Genomic DNA, 16,679 nt, shown 5'->3' on the forward strand with positions numbered 1-16,679 from the left:
GCGATCGGCCGCAAGACCGCTGGCGGCGTCAGCCCATCTGGTCTGCAAGCCGTGGCGCCAGGCCCAGATTGTACATGATGAGCCAGAATATCAGCCGCAGGATCCACAGATAACCGGCCGCCACGATCGGCCGCAGCCCGCTGACCACGAAGCGCGGGGTCAGTGGATTGGTGATCTTCAGCACCGGGTCGGTGATCCGGCAGAAAAATCGCCAGATATAGTTGGGATTGTCGGGCTGCACGAACGCCGACAGCAGCGCCCGTCCGATCAGCGTATAGACCAGCAGCGACAGAATGTAGTTGGGAATATGGAAATACCAGTGATTCCAGAAGAACGGATCGAACTGCATGGCGGAGTGTCTGTCTCCCCTCTTTGGTCGCGCGTGCCGACGCACCGAAGCCCGACGGTGTCATTGCAGCCGCCGCCAGAGTGATTAGTTCATCGAGCATCTTCACCCGATCAGGTGGTTCCACCTGATCGGGATCTGCTCTAGGCAAGCCCGGACATGCCGACGGCGCCAGGGCGCGATGCCCTGGCGCCGTCGGTGCGCGGATGTCGGCTCAGGCCTTCAGGCCCTGCGCATAAGGGTTGCTTTCCGCCAGCCTGGCGCTGGGAACGCGGACGAATTCGACGAAATCCTGCATGTCCTGCGAGGGTTCGCGGGTCATGAGGCTGACGACGTAGGTGACGGCAAAGCCCACAGGAATGCCGAACAATCCGGCCGAGATGTTCTTCACCCCGAACCACAGCCCCATGCCGTACCACTGGGTGCCGGCCAGATAGAGCAGGCAGATACCTAGACCGGCAAGCATGCCGGCGCAGGCACCCACCTTGGTGGTGCGTTTCCACCACACCCCCATCACCAGGACCGGGAAGAGACCGGATGCGGCAATGGAGAATGCCCAGGCCACCATCGACAGGATGCCTGCGGGTTTGAACGAGGCGACATAGGCCGCGAAGCCTGCCACCACGACCAGCAGAACCCGCGCCACCATCAGCCGGCGCGACGAACTCGCCTTGGGATCGATCATTTTATAGTAGACGTCGTGACTGAGCGCATTGGCGATGGCGAGTAGCAGGCCGTCGGCGGTCGACAGCGCCGCCGCCAGGCCGCCTGCGGACACCAGGCCGGCGATGACGTAGGGCAGGCCGGCGATTTCCGGCGTGGCCAGCACGATGGCGTCATTGTTGATGGTGAATTCGGCCAGCTGAAGCAGGCCGTCGCCATTGAGATCCTTGATGGCGAGCAGGCCGATATCGGACCAGATGCTCACCCATTCCGGCAGGCTGGCGATGGGCTGGCCGATGACGTTGGTATAGACCTCCAGCTTGGCGAAGGCGGCATAGGCCGGCGCGCTGAAATAGAGCAGGAAGATGAACAGCAGGCTCCAGCCCACCGACGACCGTGCCTCACGCACGCTGGGCGTGGTGAAGAACCGCATCAGCACATGCGGCAGTGCCGCGGTGCCGACCATCAGGCACAGCACCAGACTGAAGAAGTTCAGCATGTCGCCATCACGCGCGAAGGCCGTGACATGGCCGACCGTGACGCCCAGGCTGGGCTCGATCTGTTCGATATCCTGCAGCGCATAGCCGTACATCAGCTGCGGGATCGGCACCCCGGTCAACTGCGCCGACATCAGCACGATCGGGATCAGATAGGCGATGATCAGGATGATGTACTGCGCCACCTGGGTCCAGGTCACCGCCCGCATGCCGCCCAGCATCGAGCAGACCAGAATGCCGAGCAGGCCCACGAAGATGCCGATCTCGAACGGGATCGCCAGGAAGCGCGAGGCGATGATGCCGGCGCCGGTGACCTGTGCCACCACATAGGTGAACGAGCACATCATCAGCACAACGATGCCGATCAGCCGTGGCGTATGGCCGTCATAGCGGGTGCCGAGGAAATCGGGCACCGTGAACTGGCCGAATTTGCGCAGGTATGGCGCCAGCAGCACCGCCACCAGCACATAGCCGCCGGTCCACCCCAGCACGAAGGCGAGCCCGTTATAGCCGGACGCATAGAGCGTGCCGGCCATGCCGATGAAGGATGCGGCGCTCATCCAATCGGCGGCGGTCGCCATGCCGTTGTAGAGTGCCGGCACGCGCCGGCCCGCCACATAATATTCCGAGACCTGAACCGTCCGGCTCAGGATGCCGATCATCGCATAGACGCCGATCGTGACCGCGACGAAGGCATAGCCGATGATCCGGTCGGGCACCCCCATCTGCTCCAGGATCGCCAGGATGATCGTGAAGCCGATGAAGCCGCCGGTGTAGATGCCGTAGACCTTGCCCAGATTCTGGGTGAAGTCGCCCTTGGTTGCCATTGGTCGTGCCCCTTCGGGTTCAGTCTTCGGACACGCCGAATTCGTCGTCGATCCGGTTCTGGCGATTGACGTACCAGAAGATCAACCAGACGAAGATGATGAGTGACCCTTGGGCCGCCATGTAGAAGCCCAGCGGAAAGCCCAGGATCCGGATCTGATTCAGAGCTGGCGCGAACGCGTGGACCACGAAGCCGGACAGGAACCAGATGACAAGCACCACCCACATGAGGCTTTTGGTTCTCTGCCAGTATTCCTGTGCCTTCTGGGGCGTCAGGACTTTGGTGTCGGACATGTCTCTCCCCCAAATGCATTGATGTGTCGCTTGCGTGCCTTCTGGCCGGCTTTGGGGCCGGCAGCACTTGTTTCGCGACATATTCGCACGCGGCGATATGCCGCACCCTGCCGACGCGACATGTCCGGATCCGGCAGGTGATCCGGCAATCTCCGTTCAGCGGCTCCCTCAACCGCTACGCGGATAATGATCTTCTACAGATTTCCCGTCGAAACTGCTAATCTTGTCAACAAAGAAGATTATGAGCGCAGATCAGCGACTTGCGCAATATGAGACACCGGGGATGGCAGGAACGCCCATGATTCAGCGGATGATGCGCCTTTGGCGCGAGAAACCACGTGGCCGCGACCGCGCGGCCCTGGACCGGTTCCTTGAGGCCCATGCGGCCTTTGTGGGGCAGCGGATGACCATCGGCTATTGCGAGATCAAGGCAGGGCCGCTGCGTCACAGCCTGTTCCGCGAAGAGGGTTTCAGGGTGATGATGGAGCGGGCGCGGTGGGAGGCCTTCGCCGCCGTGCGCGCCGACATGGCCGTGGTCGCCCAGGCGCGGTTGCGGTCACATGTTGACGATGCGGCGGCACTCGACGCGCCGCTGGTGGATGGCTTCGCCACATCGCTTGCGGCGGCGCCTTATTTCACCGACCGGCCCGATGGTTTCGCCGCCGAGGCGGCGGTTCTGGCCGATCGTCTGGCTCAGGCGCGGCTGGCGGCGCCGGTGCCGCCGGCGCGGGTGTTCGCCGTGGGTGGCGCCCGGGTGTTCGACTGCCTCCCGATCCATACCAGCCTGCGCGCGCATGAGCGTGAGATGATCGTGAATGGCGTCTGTTTCCATGCCATGGGCGCTCTGGCCAAGGGCGATATTCAGCTCGACTGGCCAGCGATTGCCCGCGACCTTGTCTCCCAGGCGCAAGTGGCGGCCTGAACCGGGCCGGCAGCGGCGGCCAGCGACCTGAAGGCGATGGCGATGGATATACGCAGGCCCGTGCGCGATGACGGGCGCCTGGCGCTGACGGTTGGCGCTGCCGCCATTCTGGCCGGGCTGGTCCTGGTGGTGGTCGCAGCGATGCTGGTCGATGCCGCACCGGCGCTGTTGATGGCCGGCACTGCCCTGGTATTGGGCGGGCTTTCGCTTGCGGCCGCGGTCGTCCGGCGCCGGCGGATCGGCGATGCGCGGCTGCGCGGCGATCTGGCCCAGGCGCTGAGGGCGGTCGACGACAACACGCTGCCCCTGCCGGATTTTGCCGGTGACGACGATCCCGGCCATGATGCCCGGCTGCTGGGGCTGGCCCGCGCGCTGGCCGAGCGGGCGCGGGCGGCAAGCGGGCGTGGCGATCACCGGCTGGCGGCCCTGGTCGCGGCCCTGCCGGTGCCGGTGCTGGGCCTGTCGCCGACCGGGCTGGTGACGCTCGCGAACCCGATGGCGCTGGACCTTCTGGGCGCGGATGCCGTGGCCGCGGGTACCTCGGTTTATGCGGCGCTTGCCCGTGAAAGCCTGGATCCGCTGCTGGCGGCGGCCGTGTCGCGGACGGTCGCCTCAGGGCCGGTTCATCATGTCGATGGTCGGATGATCGGCCTGCGCGCCGCCTCGGTCGGTGGTGGCTGGGTTCTGGTGGCCGAGCCAGACAGGCTGCGATCCGCGATTGTCGCGACCTTGCCGGCGGCGCCGATGCCGATGGCGCTGGCCCTGCACGATCTGCCACCCGACCTGCCACCGGCCGCCGATGCCACGCCGCTGGATCAACTCCCCTGCCTGTCGCTGGACCTTGAAACCACCGGGCTGAACGTGGCGGCGGACCGCATGCTGTCACTGGGGGCGGTGCGCCTGGTCGGCGGGCGGCTGTTCGTGGCTGCGGCGCTGGACATGCTGGTCGATCCGGGGGTGGCGATACCGGCCTCAGCCACCCGCATTCATGGCATCGATGCCGCGATGATCGCCGGCGCGCCGCCACCGGCTGTCGCTTTGGAACGCCTGCGGCATCTGGCCGCGGGCACGGTGCTGATCGGCCACAATATCGGCTTCGATCTGGCGATCCTGAAGGCCGAGGCCGGGCGGCTGGGCGGGGCGGCGCGGCCCTGGCCCGATGGCGACCACGCCGCCCTGGACACGCTGGCACTATACGCCCGGCTGGAACCCGATCAGGCGATGCTGGACCTTGAACATATTGCCGAGCGGCTGGGGATTGCCGTATCCGGCCGTCACACGGCGCTGGGCGATGCCCTGCTGGCGGGGCGGGTCTTCGCGGCCCTGGTGCCCCGGCTGGCGGAACGCGGTGTGATCACCCTGGGCGATGCCCGCGATTTTGCCGCGGGAGCGGTGGCGGTGATCACAGCCCAGCGCCGGGCCGGCTGGTAGGCTTTGCGTCAAGATGGGTGCGGCCACGGGTGGTATCGCGCCCGCGGGCGTGAAATGATCTGTCAGGAGAATGGATCTGACGGCGCATGGCGCTCTGAGGATCTGACGGCGCATGGCGCCCGATCGCGACCAGAAGGGAGCCTGCGGCCGATGGAGCCCTCGCAAGCCGAAGCCTTGTTCCGGCTCGACAGCTATCCGTATCGCCATCGGGCGGGCGATGTCGCCAACCGGCCGCTGGTGACGGCGGCGCCGGCGATCAGCCTTCGCGCGGCCGCGGCGGTGATGGCCGATGCCGGCGTGTCGGCGCTGGTCGCAACCGATGTGCTGGGCCGGCCGGAGGGCATTCTGACGGAACGCGATCTGGTGCGGGCAATGGCCCGCGACGGCGCCGCCGCCGCCGATACCGATGCCGCCACGCTGATGAGCCGGCCGGTGCAGACGGTTGAGGAAGGGGCCTTCGTGTATGTCGCGATCGGCCGCATGCGCCGGTTTCGCATCCGCCATCTGGTGGTGGTCGACCAGATGGGCCGGGCGGTGGGCATGATCACCCGCCGGTCGCTGCTGCGCTTGCGGGCCGGGGACGCGCTGGCAATGGGCGATCGCGCCGCCGCCGCCGAAGATGCCGCCGGGCTGGCGTCGGTGCGGGCCGATCTGGCGCCGCTGGCCGGCAGTCTGCTGGATCAGGCGGTCGATGCCCGCGCGATCGCGGCGGTGATCAGCGCCGTGACCCGGGATCTGACCGCGCGGGCCGCCGGCATCGCCGAGGCGTCGATGCTGGCCGATGGCGAGGGGCCGGCGCCGGCCGCCTATACCATGCTGGTGCTGGGGTCGGCGGGGCGGGGTGAAGCCCTGCTGGTGCCGGACCAGGACAATGCCCTGGTCCATGCCGGCCGCCAGAGCGACGACCCATGGTTCGCCGAACTGGGCCGCCGGATGTGCCGGCTGCTGAACGATGCCGGCATTCCGTTCTGCCAGGGGGGCGTGATGGCATCGAACGCAGCCTGGCGGCATGCGGCCGAGGACTGGCGCGACCGGGTGCGCGACTGGATCGCGCATCCCGACGGCGACAACATGCTGAATGCCGATATCTTCTTCGACATGATGCCGGTGTTTGGCGACAAGGTGCTGGGTGTGGACCTGAAGGCCTTCGCGCTGAACCATGCCCGGCACGCTCCCCATTTCCTGCACGCCATGACCCGCGACCTCGACGACATGCATGCCCCGATCGGGCTGTTCGGCGATATCCGCACCGATGGCCGTGGCAAGCTGGACCTGAAGCGCCACGGCCTGCTGCCGTTGACCCTGGCGGCCCGCGCGCTGGCCCTGCGCCAGGGCATCGCCCTGACCGGCACGGCCGAACGATTGGCGGCGCTGGGGCAGGCCGGTCTGCTGAACGCCACCGATGCCCACCAGATCGACGAGGCGCATGCCCTGGTGATGGCGCTGATGCTGGATGCCCAGGTGGCGCGGATCAAGGCCGGCAAGGTGCCTGAGACATCTGTGGTGGTCTCGGGGCTGGACCCGCATCGCCGGGGCCTGCTGAAAACCGCCCTGAAGCGCATCGACGCCATGGTCTGGGTCATGCGCAGCTCGGTGACGGCCTGACGCCGGCCTTGCCGCCCTTCGGGTGCCCTGTGATCCAGCTGGGAGCGACCGGACCATCATGACCAGTTTCGACGCGGCCGCGGCCGCACGCGCCGCCATGGAGACCGCCGGGGTGCCGCCGGCGCCGACGGGGCCGGCACCCGACGTGGCGGGCACTGTCCTCCGCCCCGACGGCATCGCGATCCGCCACGCGCTGTGGCATGCGGCACCGGGCCGGCCGCAGACCGGCAGCGTGCTGCTGCTTCAGGGCCGGGGCGAGTTCATCGAGAAATATGCCGAGGTGGCCGGCCGCCTGACCGCCATGGGGCGCCATGTGCTGGCGATCGACTGGCGCGGTCAGGGCCGGTCGGGGCGGATGCTGGCCGACCCGACCATCGGCCATATCGACGATTTCGACCGCTATCTCGACGATCTGGACGCGGTGATGGCCGGGCCGGGCGCCAGCCTGCCGCGGCCGCTGGCGGTGCTTGGCCATTCCATGGGCGGACATCTGGGCTTGCGCTGGGTGGTGGAGCGGGTGGCGGCGGGCCGTGCCGGCGGGCCCGGGGCGGCGATCGCCCCCGACCGGCTGATCATGACCGCGCCGATGATCGGCATCCGGATGGTGCCGCCGATGGGCACCATGGTGCCGGCGCTGGCGCGGATCATGTGCCGTCGCGGCCTGTCGGACCGTTTCGCCGCAGGGCAAGGGCCGGGCCGGGCCGGCAACGGGCGTTTCCAGGGCAATATCCTCACCCACGACCCGGCGCGCTGGGCCCGCGAGCGTGCCTTGATCGCGGCCGATCCGGCCCTGCATCTGGGCGGGACAAGCTGGGGCTGGCTGGCTGCGGCGTTCCGATCGATCACCATTGCCCGTCAGGCGGCGGTGGCGCGTGGCCGCGACATCCGGCTGCCGGTCACGATCATCTCGGCCGGCGCCGAGCGCGTGGTCGACAACCGCGCGCATCTGTGGCTGGCCGGGCAGCTGCCATCGGCCGAGGTGATCGTCGCCCCCGGCGCCTTCCATGAGATCCTGATGGAAACCGACCGTCTGGCGGAACCCGTCTGGTCGGCGCTGGCGGCACGGCTGAGCGGCTGATCACGGCCTGCCAGCCCCTCTATTGCGCCAGAAAGCCACCATCGACACATAGGTTATGGCCGGCAATGAACCCGGCGGCATCCGAGGCCAGCCACAGCACCGCGGCTGCAACCTCGTGCGGCTGGCCCAACCGGCGCAGCGGCAGGCCGGCGGCGATGGTGGCGGCATCGGCGACGCCAGATCCCCTCATGATCGGCCCCATCAGCATCGGCGTTTCCACCCGTCCGGGCGAGATCGCATTGATCCGTATGCCCTGCGGCCCGTATTCCATCGCCGCCGAGCGCGTCAGCGAGATCACCGCCGCCTTGGATGCCGAATAGACCGCCACCCCCGGATAGGCATTGCGCACGCCGCTGGCCGAGGCGTTGTTGATGATGACGCCGCCCCGGGGCAGCATAGCCCGGATCTGCGCCTGCATCGCCTCGACCAGACCGAGCAGGTTGGTCGCCACCACCCGGGCCAGCATCTCTGCGGGCTGGTCGGCGAGCAGGGCGCGCGGTTCCTGGATCGCGGCATTGTTGAAGGCGATGTCGAGGCGGCCGAAGCGGTCGATCGCGGCGTCGACCAGGACACCGGCGGCGCCGGGCTCGGCCAGATCCCCCGCGATGAATGCGGCCTCGGCGCCAGCGTCGCGGCAGGCACGAAGCACCGACTGCCCACGCGCGGCATCGCGGCCGCCCAGCATCAGGCGTGCTCCCTGGCGCGCGAAGGCGAGGGCGGTGGCCTGGCCGATGCCCGAGGTGGCGCCCGAGATCAGGATGACGGGCATCTCAGGTGGTGTCGACGCGGATGGGATTGACATGAACGGCGGCCTCCGGCTGCGGGATCGTGTGCCGAGCATGATGCCTGCCGGTGCCGGTCGTATTGGAGGATCCTGGCGTCGCTCAGCCAAGGCCCGCGACATAGCGGCCGGGGGTGATGCCATAGCTGCGCTTGAAATGGCGGGTCAGATGGCTCTGATCGTAAAAGCCGGCGGCGAGGGCGGCATCCGCGAGGCCTGCACCGCGCGCCAGCGCGTCGCGGGCCAGGTTCAGGCGGATCTGGGTCAGATACAGATGCGGTGTCAGGCCGGTTTCCCTGCGGAAGGCCCGGCAGAAATGAAACGGGCTCATCCCGGCAGTGTCTGCCAGTTCGGCCAGCGACCAGTCATGGGCCGGGGCGTCGCGCATCAGGGATACCACCTTCCGTATCGGCCGCCGCTCGCGTCCCGGCCGGGCCTGCGGTGGTGCCGGATTGCCATGGCGGCTGAACAGTCCGGCCAGCGCACCCAGCAACAGCGTTTCGCGGATCAGCCGCGTCTCGCGCAGTTCCAGCGCCTGATGGGCCCGTACCACCAGCGCCGCCAGATCCGGATCAGTGACCACGCTGTCGCGGAAATAGGGCAGGGCGATGCGGCGGTCGAACAACCGGTCCCGGGCCAGATCCAGCAGCCCGGCACCGACATACAGGCTGCGATAATGCCAGCCTTGAGCGCCGGCAACGCCGCCTTCATGTGGTTCACCGGGGTTGAACACCATCACCGTCTGTGGCGTGCCGACAGACGAGAGCCCGCGGGTGACGCAGCGCCCGGCCCCCTGTTCGGTGATCGCGATCACCAGTTCCTCGTGGACATGGGGGGCGAAGACCAGGGTGCTGAAGGCGGCGGTCAGCAGGCCCACACCGGCGATCTGCCGGTCGGTGCGATAGATTGCCTGATTGCGTGGATCGTGTTTCGCCATCGCTGCACCTCTCCACGCCCGGCTTCTTCCACAGTATGGCGCAGTCAGGGGCCTTGCGTATTGGACGCGATTGCGGGATCAGTCGCGCAGCGACACGCTGGCATAGGCATCCTTCACGATCATGATGTGGTCGCGCATCAGATCGGTCGCGGTCTGGCGGTCGCCGCGCATGATCGCCTGGACCACCGCTTCATGCTCGCGGTTCGACTGGGCCAGACGGCCGCGGGCGCGGAACTGGGCGCGGCGGAAGGGGGACACCCGCACCCGGGTCGCCAGCGCCATCTCGGCCAGATAGCTGTTGCCGGTGCCGGTATAGATCAGCCCGTGGAAGACGTCATTGGCGGCGGCATACTGGTCGCGCAGGCCGTCGCGCATCATCTGGCCCATGCGCTCATGAAGCGCCTGCAACTGCCGCCGGTCCTCGGGCGTCATCTCGATGGCGCAGAGGCCGGCGCACAGCGCCTCCAGCTCGGCCATGGCGCGAAACATGTCGTCCAGCTCGCGCGGGGTGGGCAGGGCCACCACCGCGCCGCGATGCGCCCGCGACATCACCAGCCCCGATGCCGCAAGCTGCCGGATGGCCTCACGCACCGGCGTGCGTGAGACGCCGAACCGCCGGGCCAGCTCGTTCTCGTCCAGCGGCGTGCCGGGCTCCAACGCGCCGGAGACGATCTCGTCGGCGAGTTGCTGGCGCAGGGCCTCGGTGCGGGTGCGGGGCAAAGGGCGTTTGGGGGCCGGGGCTGCGAACGCAAGAGGATCGGTCATGTCGGTCCAGTGGGCGGTTGTGGCGATGCGGGGGCGGCGTGAGATATCAGTGTGGCGGATGGGGAATGGCAGACAGCAGCTCGCGGGTATAGTCGCTGGTCGGGGTGTTCAGCACGCTATCGGTCGGCCCCTGTTCGACGATCCGGCCGCCGCGCATCACGATCACCCGGTCGCACAGCAGCCGTACCACGTTCAGGTCGTGGCTGACGAAGATATAGCTCATGCTCAGCCGCTGTTTGAGATCCTGCAACAGATTGAGCACCACGGCCTGCACCGAAACGTCGAGCGCCGCGGTCGGTTCATCCAGAATGACCAGATCGGGGTTGAGCGCGATCGCCCGCGCGATGCCGACCCGCGCCTTCTGGCCGCCTGAGAGCTGGTGGGGAAAGCGGTCCAGCAGATGCACCGGCAGGCCGACCAGATCGGCGAGTTCGGCGCAGCGCGCCCGCAATGCTGCGGCCGGCTGCGGCGGGCCCAGCCGGAGCAGCGGGTCCATGATCGCGCGCGCCGCCGTATAGCGGGGGTTGAGGCTGTCGGTCGGATCCTGGAACACCATCTGAATGCGGCGGCGCAGATCCATGCGGGCGAAGCGGGTTGCCGGGATGGCGCCGATGTCGGTGCCGTCGAAGATGATGCTGCCCGATGTGATGTCGGCAAGCCGGGTGATCATCATCGATGTGGTGGATTTGCCGCAGCCGCTTTCCCCCACCAGCCCCAGCGTCTCGCCGCGCCCGACCGTGAACGAGATGCCGTCGACCGCCCGGAACGGGCTGGTATCTTGCGGGATGGCGTCGCGTCGCAACAGCCGGCGAACCATATCCGACGACCCGCCCTTGCGCGGATAGGCCTTTACCAGATCGCGCACCACCATCAGATCATCGCCGGGCGGCTGGCTACTGCGCATGGTCTCATCGGCCTTGCCGGTACCTTCAGGCAGTAGGGCCCGCAAGCTGCCGCCGGGCCGTGGCGTCGCGCGCATCAGCTTGCGGGTGTAAGGGTGGGTGGGTTTCGAGAAGATCGTTGCTGCGCTGGCGGTTTCCACCACCCGGCCCTTCTCCATCACCACCACCCGGTCGCAATAGGCGGCGGCAAGGCCCAGGTCATGGGTGATCAGGATGGTCGACATGCCGCGTTCCCGGGTCAGGTCGACGATCAGGTCCATCACGGTCTTCTGGGTGGTGACGTCGAGGCCGGTGGTGGGCTCGTCGGCGATCAGCAATTGCGGCTGGCAGGCGATGGCCATGGCGATCACCACCCGCTGGCACATGCCGCCCGACAATTCGAACGGATAGGCATGATAGCGCCGCTCAGGATCGCCGATGCGCACCTTGCGCAGGGCGTCGATGGCCCGGGCGCGAGCATTATTGCGATCGGCCTGAAGATGTTCCAGCAGAACGTCTTCGATCTGCCGGCCGATCGGACGGATCGGGTTCAGCGCCGCGCGCGGGTTCTGGAAGATCATCGACATCTCGCGGCCGCGCAGCTCGCGGACCACGCTTTCAGGTGCCGCACGCAGGTCGATGCCGCCGAAGCTGACCGCGCCGTCGGCGATCCGCCCGGCCCGGTCCAGAATGCGCATCACCGCATAGGAGGTGACCGACTTGCCGGACCCGCTTTCGCCGACGATGCCGATGGTCTCGCCCCTGGCGACGCTGATGTCGATCGACGTCACCGCCTGGACGGTGCCGTTGCGGGTGGCGAATTCCACCGTCAGCCCGCGGATGTCGAGCAGGGGCGGGTTCTGGTCCGGCGCGGCGGCGATGGCGGGCTGGCTGGTGGTCGTGGTCGTGGTTGTGTCTGCGGTCATGACAGCCATCCCCCGTCAGGTGCGGCGCTGCGGGTCGATCAGGTCGCGCAGACCGTCGCCCAGAAGATTGAAGCAGAACACGGCCAGCATCAGGGCAAGCCCCGGAAACAGCGCGATCCACCATTCACCCGACACGATGAACGACGCGCCTTCCGCGACCATGATGCCCCATTCGGCCGTGGGCGGCCGCACACCCAGCCCGATGAACGACAGCCCGGCGGCGTTCAGGATGGCGTAGCCCATGGTCAGCGACATCTGCACCATCATGATCGGCATGATATTGGGCAGGATCTGGCCCAGCACGATCCGCGCCTCGCTGTTGCCCGACAGCCGTGCCGCCTGCACGAAACCGGCATTGCGGCGGATATTGGCTTCGGATCGCGCAACGCGGGCATAGAGCGGAAAGTTGATGATCGCCGTGGCGATGACGATGTTGGTGATGGTGTTGCCCAAGGCCGCGACGATGCCCATGGCCAGCACGAACAGCGGAAAGGCCATGATCGTGTCGCCGATGCGGCCGACCACGATGTCGATCCAGCCGCCGAAATAGCCGGCCGCGACCCCGGCGAGCCCGCCGGCCGCGAAGACCAGTGCCACCGACGCGATCGCGATCGTCAGATCCAGCCGGGTTGCCACCACGACGCGTGAGAAGATGTCGCGGCCCAATTGGTCGGTGCCGAACCAATGGGCGGCGCTGGGTGGGCTGAGTGCCGCCGCGGTGTCGCTGGCCAGCGGATCATGGGGCACCAGCAGCGGCCCGAAGATCGCGACCAGCACCAGGGCCACGAACATCAGGAAGGCGATGCCGGTGACCGGGTTCTCGGTGAAGACATGGCGGGCATGGGCGACGAGTGATCCATTGCGCGCCGGCAGCGCTGGCGGGCTTGCAATCTCGGCCATCGGTCAGCCCTCCATCTGGACGCGGGGGTCGATCACGCCATAGGCGAGGTCGATCAGCAGGTTGAGCAGCACATACAAGGCCGCCATCGCCAGCACGAAGCCCTGAACCGGTGCGAAATCCGAGGCGATCAGCGCCTCGACCGCATAGGAGCCGATACCGGGCCAGGCGAAGACCTTTTCCACCAGCACATTCGCCCCCAGCAGAAACGAGAACACCATGCCCAGCGTGGTGATCACCGGCAGCATGGCGTTGCGGAAGGCATAGACCACGATCACCCGCCAGGTGCTGAGGCCGTTGGCGCGGGCGGTGCGGACGAAATCCGACGCCAGCACCGACAGCATCGAGGCGCGGGTCATGCGGGTGATCGGCGCCAGCGAGAAGATCGCGAGCGTGGTGGCGGGCAGGAAGATCTGGGCCGCGGCCGAGCGGAAGGTTTCGATATCGCCGGCGATCAGGCTGTCGATCAGATAGAAGCCGGTGACCTGTGGTGGCGGGGAGAAGAAGATGTCCAGCCGCCCCAGCGGCGCGGGCGCGATGCCGGTCTGGTAATAGAACACATAGACCAGCAGCAGCCCGGTGAAGAACACCGGCAGCGAGACCCCCGATGTGGCGAGGATCCGGCTCAGATGGTCGATCCAGGATCCCTGGCGGACCGCGGCGGCGATGCCCAGCGGCACCGCGATCAGCACCGCGGCCAGCAACCCGGTCAGGGTCAGTTCGGCCGAGGCCGGCAGGCGGGCGATGATATCCTGGGTCACCGGCTGGCCGGTGGTCAGCGAGGTGCCGAGATTGCCCTGCGCCAGATCGCTGACATAGGCGATGAACTGCTCGTGAACCGGCCGGTCCAGGCCCAACTGGGTGCGGATCTCGGCGATGGCCTGTTCGGTGGCGGCGGGGCCGGCGAAATAGGCCGCCGGATCGCCCGGCAGCACGCGGGTGAGCAGGAAGGCGGTGATGATCACCCCGATCAGGCTGGGCAGGGCGGTGGCAAGGCGACGTCCGACATGGCGCAGCATGCGCGGTCTCCCGAAGGCGGCGTCTCGCGGGGGGAGAGAGTAAGGGCGGCGGGGTGGGAAGGGTGCGGGGGCAGTCGATCGGGGGGCGGCGGCTGCGGGATCAGGCGCCCTTGACCAGCGTGCGATAGTCCAGCCGGCGGTGGAACCAGTACTCATAGCCACTGACATTGCGCTGCATCGCCACATTCACATAAGGCTGGTAGAGCGGGATGCGCGGCATGTCTTCAAAGGCGAGATCGACGAAGCCCCTGACGCTGGCGTCATAGGTGGCGGTGTCGCCGGTCGCGGCAGCGGTACGGGCGGCATCGATCAGCGCATCCATCTGGGGCGACTGATAGCTCATGGTGTTGAACAGGGCGTTCTGGCCGTGATAGCACCAGTAGAAGAAGTATTCCGGATAGTCGAGCCAGCCCGAAAATACATTGGTGTAGAGCGGCATCTGCTTCTTCGACAGTTCCGTGCGCCAGTTGGCGCCGGGGATCTTGTTGATCGTGGTGCGGATGCCGATCTGCGCCAGACTTTCCTGAACCAGAACGCAGATCGGCTCGTTGACGGCCGCAAAACCCAGATCGAACGACAGCGTCGTCTCGAAGCCGTCGGGGAAGCCGGCTTCGGTCAGCAGCGCCTTCGCGCGGGCCATATCGGTGGTGTATTTGTGCGGCTGCGGCCAGGCGACCTCGGTGGGTGCATCGGCGGGGGCGCCGAACATCGGCTTCGCCAGCCCGAACATCACCGCATCGATGATCTTCTGATACGGAATGGCGCAGGCGACCGCCTTGCGGACCAGCGGGTTGTCGAAGGGCGGCACGGTCACATTCATGCCGATATACTGTATGCCATTGGAATAGGGCGTGGAGATGATGGTCAGCTTGCCGGCATCGCGCAGCGCCACGAAGTCCTTGTTCGGCAGGTCATACGAGATGTCGGCATCGCCGCGTTCCAGCAATGCCCGGCGGTTGCCGGCATCGGGCACGATCCGCCAGATGATCCGCTCGATCGCCGGCAGGGGGCCGCCCTTCCAGTCGTCATTGCGCCGATAGACGACCTCTGTGCCCGGTGTCCAGCGCTCCACCTTATAGGCGCCGCTGCCGGCGGTGTTCTGCTTGGTGTAGTCCAGCCCCCAGGGATCGGCGGCGGTGGCGTGCTTCAGCACCAGTTTCGAATTGAAGATCGCCGGCACCACCACCGCCAGATCGGGAATGGTCAGCCGGTCCGGCGCGATGAAGTCGACCCGGATGGTGTGGTCGTCGATCACCACGAACTGTTCGGGCTTGCGCAGGCTGCCGGCCGACATCTGGAAGGTCGGGAAGCCGCCCACCGACACCGCGCGATCGAACGACCATTTCACGTCATGGGCGGTTACCGGGGTACCGTCGTGGAACGTGGCATCCTTGCGCAGCGTGAAGGTGGCGCTTTTGTCATCGACCGTGAAGCTCTCCGCCAGTTCCATGCGATAGCTGTTGCGGTCGTAATAGGGGGTGCCGTTGGGCAGCAGCTTCATCTGATGGCTGATCAGCCGGTCATAGCAGTTCCACGACGCCTCATAGCCCGGCACATTGGTGCCGACACCGTGGATATCCAGATTGTTCGGCCCGCTTTCCGAGACGATCAGCAGGGTGTTGCTGCGACCCTGCGCCCTTGCTGCCCCCCACAGGCCCGGCAGGGTGATGCTGGCCCCGGCGGCCAGCGCCGCGACGGAAGCCGATTTCAGAAAGTCTCGACGGTGCATGGCGTCCCCCAGATATCGCGTGCCCGACGCTGTCCCGCACAGCCCGGCCATCTCCGCGAAGATCCTTTTGCACAAACCGCGCCAAGCACGGAACTCGTAGGTAATGCATTGTTATACTTAACATTTTATGAGAATGGGCATGTGGAGTGGCAGGGCATTTTGCATACTCATTGCATACTTTAGGCAGAGTAATGCACAAAAAATAATCATTTTATACAAGAGCGCAAATTTTATGCAGGCGAAATGCGGCTGATCGATATCCGCTGCTGCCTCTTCCGCGCTATGATCGGCGCCACCTTCCGAGCCCCAGGCGCCGCCTTCCCCAACGACCGGGGCCGATGACCGTTGATGACGAGGAAACGCTCCCCATGGCCTTCATCTATGCCTTCGACGACGTGGTGCCGGTGGTCGATCCCACCGCCTATGTCCATGACACCGCGGTGCTGATCGGCGACGTGATCATCGGCCCTGACGTCTATATCGGCCCCGGCGCCTCGCTGCGCGGCGACAGCGGCCGGATCACCGTGCGGCGCGGCGCCAATCTGCAGGACAATGTCGTGGTCCACACCTACCCCGATGGCGAGGTGGTGGTGGGTGAGATGGCGGCGGCCGGTCATGGCGCGGTGCTGCATGGCTGCAAGCTGGGCGCCAACAGCCTGGTCGGCATGAATGCCGTGGTGATGGACGATGCCGAGATTGGCGATTACGCGGTGGTTGCCGCCATGTCGTTCGTGAAGGCAGGCATGAAGGTCGCGGACCGCACCATGGTTGCGGGCGTGCCGGCCAAACCGCTGCGCGCGGTGGGCGAGGCCGAGATGGGCTGGATCCGTGAAGGCGCGCTCAGCTATGACGATCTGCGCCGCCGCGCCCTGGCCGGCGAGCTTCGGCGTGCCGAGCCGCTGACAGCACCTGAGCCGGATCGGCGGACGGTGCGGGCCTATCAGGTGAAGACACTCAGCGCCACGCGGGGCTGATCCGCATCAGGTCGGTTCTGTTTCGTCCTAGCAGCCTGTCGGAGTTGACCCCAAGGGTCTGGTTCGATCCGGTTTAGGGGCGTGCGGTGCTTTGATTGTGCGGTGATT

The 16,679-nt window shown here is 66.9% G+C and carries 15 protein-coding genes; 5 read left to right on the plus strand and 10 right to left on the minus strand.

From position 1 onward, the window contains the following. Positions 1-28: 28 nt before the first annotated feature. The 3 genes from IEW15_RS01060 to IEW15_RS01070 form a co-directional block, all read right to left on the minus strand. Positions 29-349 carry a YggT family protein gene (locus IEW15_RS01060; RefSeq protein ID WP_188574092.1) on the minus strand — a complete coding sequence of 107 codons (321 nt, stop codon included), beginning with the start codon at positions 347-349 and terminating at the stop codon, positions 29-31. Between the two features lie 211 nt (positions 350-560). Further along, positions 561-2,333 (minus strand): sodium:solute symporter family protein, encoded by a 1,773-nt coding sequence (locus IEW15_RS01065; protein WP_188574093.1) that lies wholly within the window; start codon positions 2,331-2,333, stop codon positions 561-563. A gap of 19 nt (positions 2,334-2,352) precedes the next feature. Further along, a complete protein-coding gene (locus tag IEW15_RS01070) occupies positions 2,353-2,625 on the minus strand; it encodes a DUF4212 domain-containing protein (RefSeq protein ID WP_188574094.1) in 273 nt (90 codons plus the stop codon). A gap of 310 nt (positions 2,626-2,935) precedes the next feature. On the opposite strand from IEW15_RS01070, the gene IEW15_RS01075 reads away from it, so the two are divergent. From IEW15_RS01075 to IEW15_RS01090, 4 genes are all read left to right on the plus strand, one after another. Next, complete coding sequence (locus IEW15_RS01075; protein ID WP_188574095.1) at positions 2,936-3,547, plus strand: hypothetical protein; 612 nt, start codon at positions 2,936-2,938, stop codon at positions 3,545-3,547. A 42-nt stretch (positions 3,548-3,589) separates the two neighbouring features. Then, positions 3,590-4,978: an exonuclease domain-containing protein gene (locus IEW15_RS01080; protein ID WP_188574096.1), complete on the plus strand. Its 1,389-nt coding sequence runs from the start codon at positions 3,590-3,592 to the stop codon at positions 4,976-4,978. Between the two features lie 150 nt (positions 4,979-5,128). Beyond that, complete coding sequence (locus IEW15_RS01085; RefSeq protein WP_188574097.1) at positions 5,129-6,583, plus strand: DUF294 nucleotidyltransferase-like domain-containing protein; 1,455 nt, start codon at positions 5,129-5,131, stop codon at positions 6,581-6,583. 58 nt (positions 6,584-6,641) lie between these two features. Next, positions 6,642-7,661: an alpha/beta fold hydrolase gene (locus IEW15_RS01090; protein ID WP_188574098.1), complete on the plus strand. Its 1,020-nt coding sequence runs from the start codon at positions 6,642-6,644 to the stop codon at positions 7,659-7,661. 19 nt (positions 7,662-7,680) lie between these two features. Here IEW15_RS01090 and IEW15_RS01095 read toward each other — a convergent pair whose 3' ends face one another. From IEW15_RS01095 to IEW15_RS01125, 7 genes are all read right to left on the minus strand, one after another. Next, complete coding sequence (locus IEW15_RS01095; protein ID WP_188574099.1) at positions 7,681-8,463, minus strand: SDR family NAD(P)-dependent oxidoreductase; 783 nt, start codon at positions 8,461-8,463, stop codon at positions 7,681-7,683. A gap of 82 nt (positions 8,464-8,545) precedes the next feature. Next, positions 8,546-9,379, minus strand: a complete 834-nt coding sequence (locus IEW15_RS01100; RefSeq protein WP_188574100.1) for a helix-turn-helix transcriptional regulator — start codon at positions 9,377-9,379, stop codon at positions 8,546-8,548. Between the two features lie 78 nt (positions 9,380-9,457). Beyond that, positions 9,458-10,144, minus strand: a complete 687-nt coding sequence (locus IEW15_RS01105) for a GntR family transcriptional regulator (protein ID WP_188574101.1) — start codon at positions 10,142-10,144, stop codon at positions 9,458-9,460. A 46-nt stretch (positions 10,145-10,190) separates the two neighbouring features. Further along, positions 10,191-11,951: a dipeptide ABC transporter ATP-binding protein gene (locus tag IEW15_RS01110; RefSeq protein ID WP_188574102.1), complete on the minus strand. Its 1,761-nt coding sequence runs from the start codon at positions 11,949-11,951 to the stop codon at positions 10,191-10,193. 15 nt (positions 11,952-11,966) lie between these two features. Next, a complete protein-coding gene (locus IEW15_RS01115; RefSeq protein ID WP_188574103.1) occupies positions 11,967-12,851 on the minus strand; it encodes an ABC transporter permease in 885 nt (294 codons plus the stop codon). A 3-nt stretch (positions 12,852-12,854) separates the two neighbouring features. After that, positions 12,855-13,868 (minus strand): ABC transporter permease, encoded by a 1,014-nt coding sequence (locus IEW15_RS01120; protein WP_188574104.1) that lies wholly within the window; start codon positions 13,866-13,868, stop codon positions 12,855-12,857. Between the two features lie 100 nt (positions 13,869-13,968). Further along, positions 13,969-15,597, minus strand: a complete 1,629-nt coding sequence (locus IEW15_RS01125) for an ABC transporter substrate-binding protein (RefSeq protein ID WP_188574105.1) — start codon at positions 15,595-15,597, stop codon at positions 13,969-13,971. A gap of 368 nt (positions 15,598-15,965) precedes the next feature. Here IEW15_RS01125 and IEW15_RS01130 point away from each other — a divergent pair, with 368 nt between their 5' ends. Beyond that, the gene (locus IEW15_RS01130) at positions 15,966-16,571 is read left to right on the plus strand and encodes a gamma carbonic anhydrase family protein (RefSeq protein ID WP_188574106.1); all 606 of its coding nucleotides are present in this window, start codon (positions 15,966-15,968) and stop codon (positions 16,569-16,571) included. Positions 16,572-16,679 lie beyond the last annotated feature (108 nt).

It is taken from the genome of Tistrella bauzanensis (genome assembly GCF_014636235.1).
Lineage (GTDB): Bacteria > Pseudomonadota > Alphaproteobacteria > Tistrellales > Tistrellaceae > Tistrella > Tistrella bauzanensis.

Bases quoted from the DNA above. Each gene is read 5' to 3' on its own strand.
- IEW15_RS01085 (WP_188574097.1), top strand. From the start codon at position 5,129: ATGGAGCCCTCGCAAGCCGAAGCCTTGTTCCGGCTCGACAGCTATCCG.
- IEW15_RS01080 (WP_188574096.1), top strand. From the start codon at position 3,590: ATGGATATACGCAGGCCCGTGCGCGATGACGGGCGCCTGGCGCTGACG.
- IEW15_RS01105 (WP_188574101.1), bottom strand. From the start codon at position 10,144: ATGACCGATCCTCTTGCGTTCGCAGCCCCGGCCCCCAAACGCCCTTTG.
- IEW15_RS01115 (WP_188574103.1), bottom strand. From the start codon at position 12,851: ATGGCCGAGATTGCAAGCCCGCCAGCGCTGCCGGCGCGCAATGGATCA.
- IEW15_RS01075 (WP_188574095.1), top strand. From the start codon at position 2,936: ATGATGCGCCTTTGGCGCGAGAAACCACGTGGCCGCGACCGCGCGGCC.
- IEW15_RS01095 (WP_188574099.1), bottom strand. From the start codon at position 8,463: ATGTCAATCCCATCCGCGTCGACACCACCTGAGATGCCCGTCATCCTG.
- IEW15_RS01110 (WP_188574102.1), bottom strand. From the start codon at position 11,951: ATGACCGCAGACACAACCACGACCACGACCACCAGCCAGCCCGCCATC.
- IEW15_RS01070 (WP_188574094.1), bottom strand. From the start codon at position 2,625: ATGTCCGACACCAAAGTCCTGACGCCCCAGAAGGCACAGGAATACTGG.
- IEW15_RS01130 (WP_188574106.1), top strand. From the start codon at position 15,966: ATGGCCTTCATCTATGCCTTCGACGACGTGGTGCCGGTGGTCGATCCC.
- IEW15_RS01100 (WP_188574100.1), bottom strand. From the start codon at position 9,379: ATGGCGAAACACGATCCACGCAATCAGGCAATCTATCGCACCGACCGG.
- IEW15_RS01060 (WP_188574092.1), bottom strand. From the start codon at position 349: ATGCAGTTCGATCCGTTCTTCTGGAATCACTGGTATTTCCATATTCCC.
- IEW15_RS01065 (WP_188574093.1), bottom strand. From the start codon at position 2,333: ATGGCAACCAAGGGCGACTTCACCCAGAATCTGGGCAAGGTCTACGGC.
- IEW15_RS01120 (WP_188574104.1), bottom strand. From the start codon at position 13,868: ATGCTGCGCCATGTCGGACGTCGCCTTGCCACCGCCCTGCCCAGCCTG.
- IEW15_RS01090 (WP_188574098.1), top strand. From the start codon at position 6,642: ATGACCAGTTTCGACGCGGCCGCGGCCGCACGCGCCGCCATGGAGACC.
- IEW15_RS01125 (WP_188574105.1), bottom strand. From the start codon at position 15,597: ATGCACCGTCGAGACTTTCTGAAATCGGCTTCCGTCGCGGCGCTGGCC.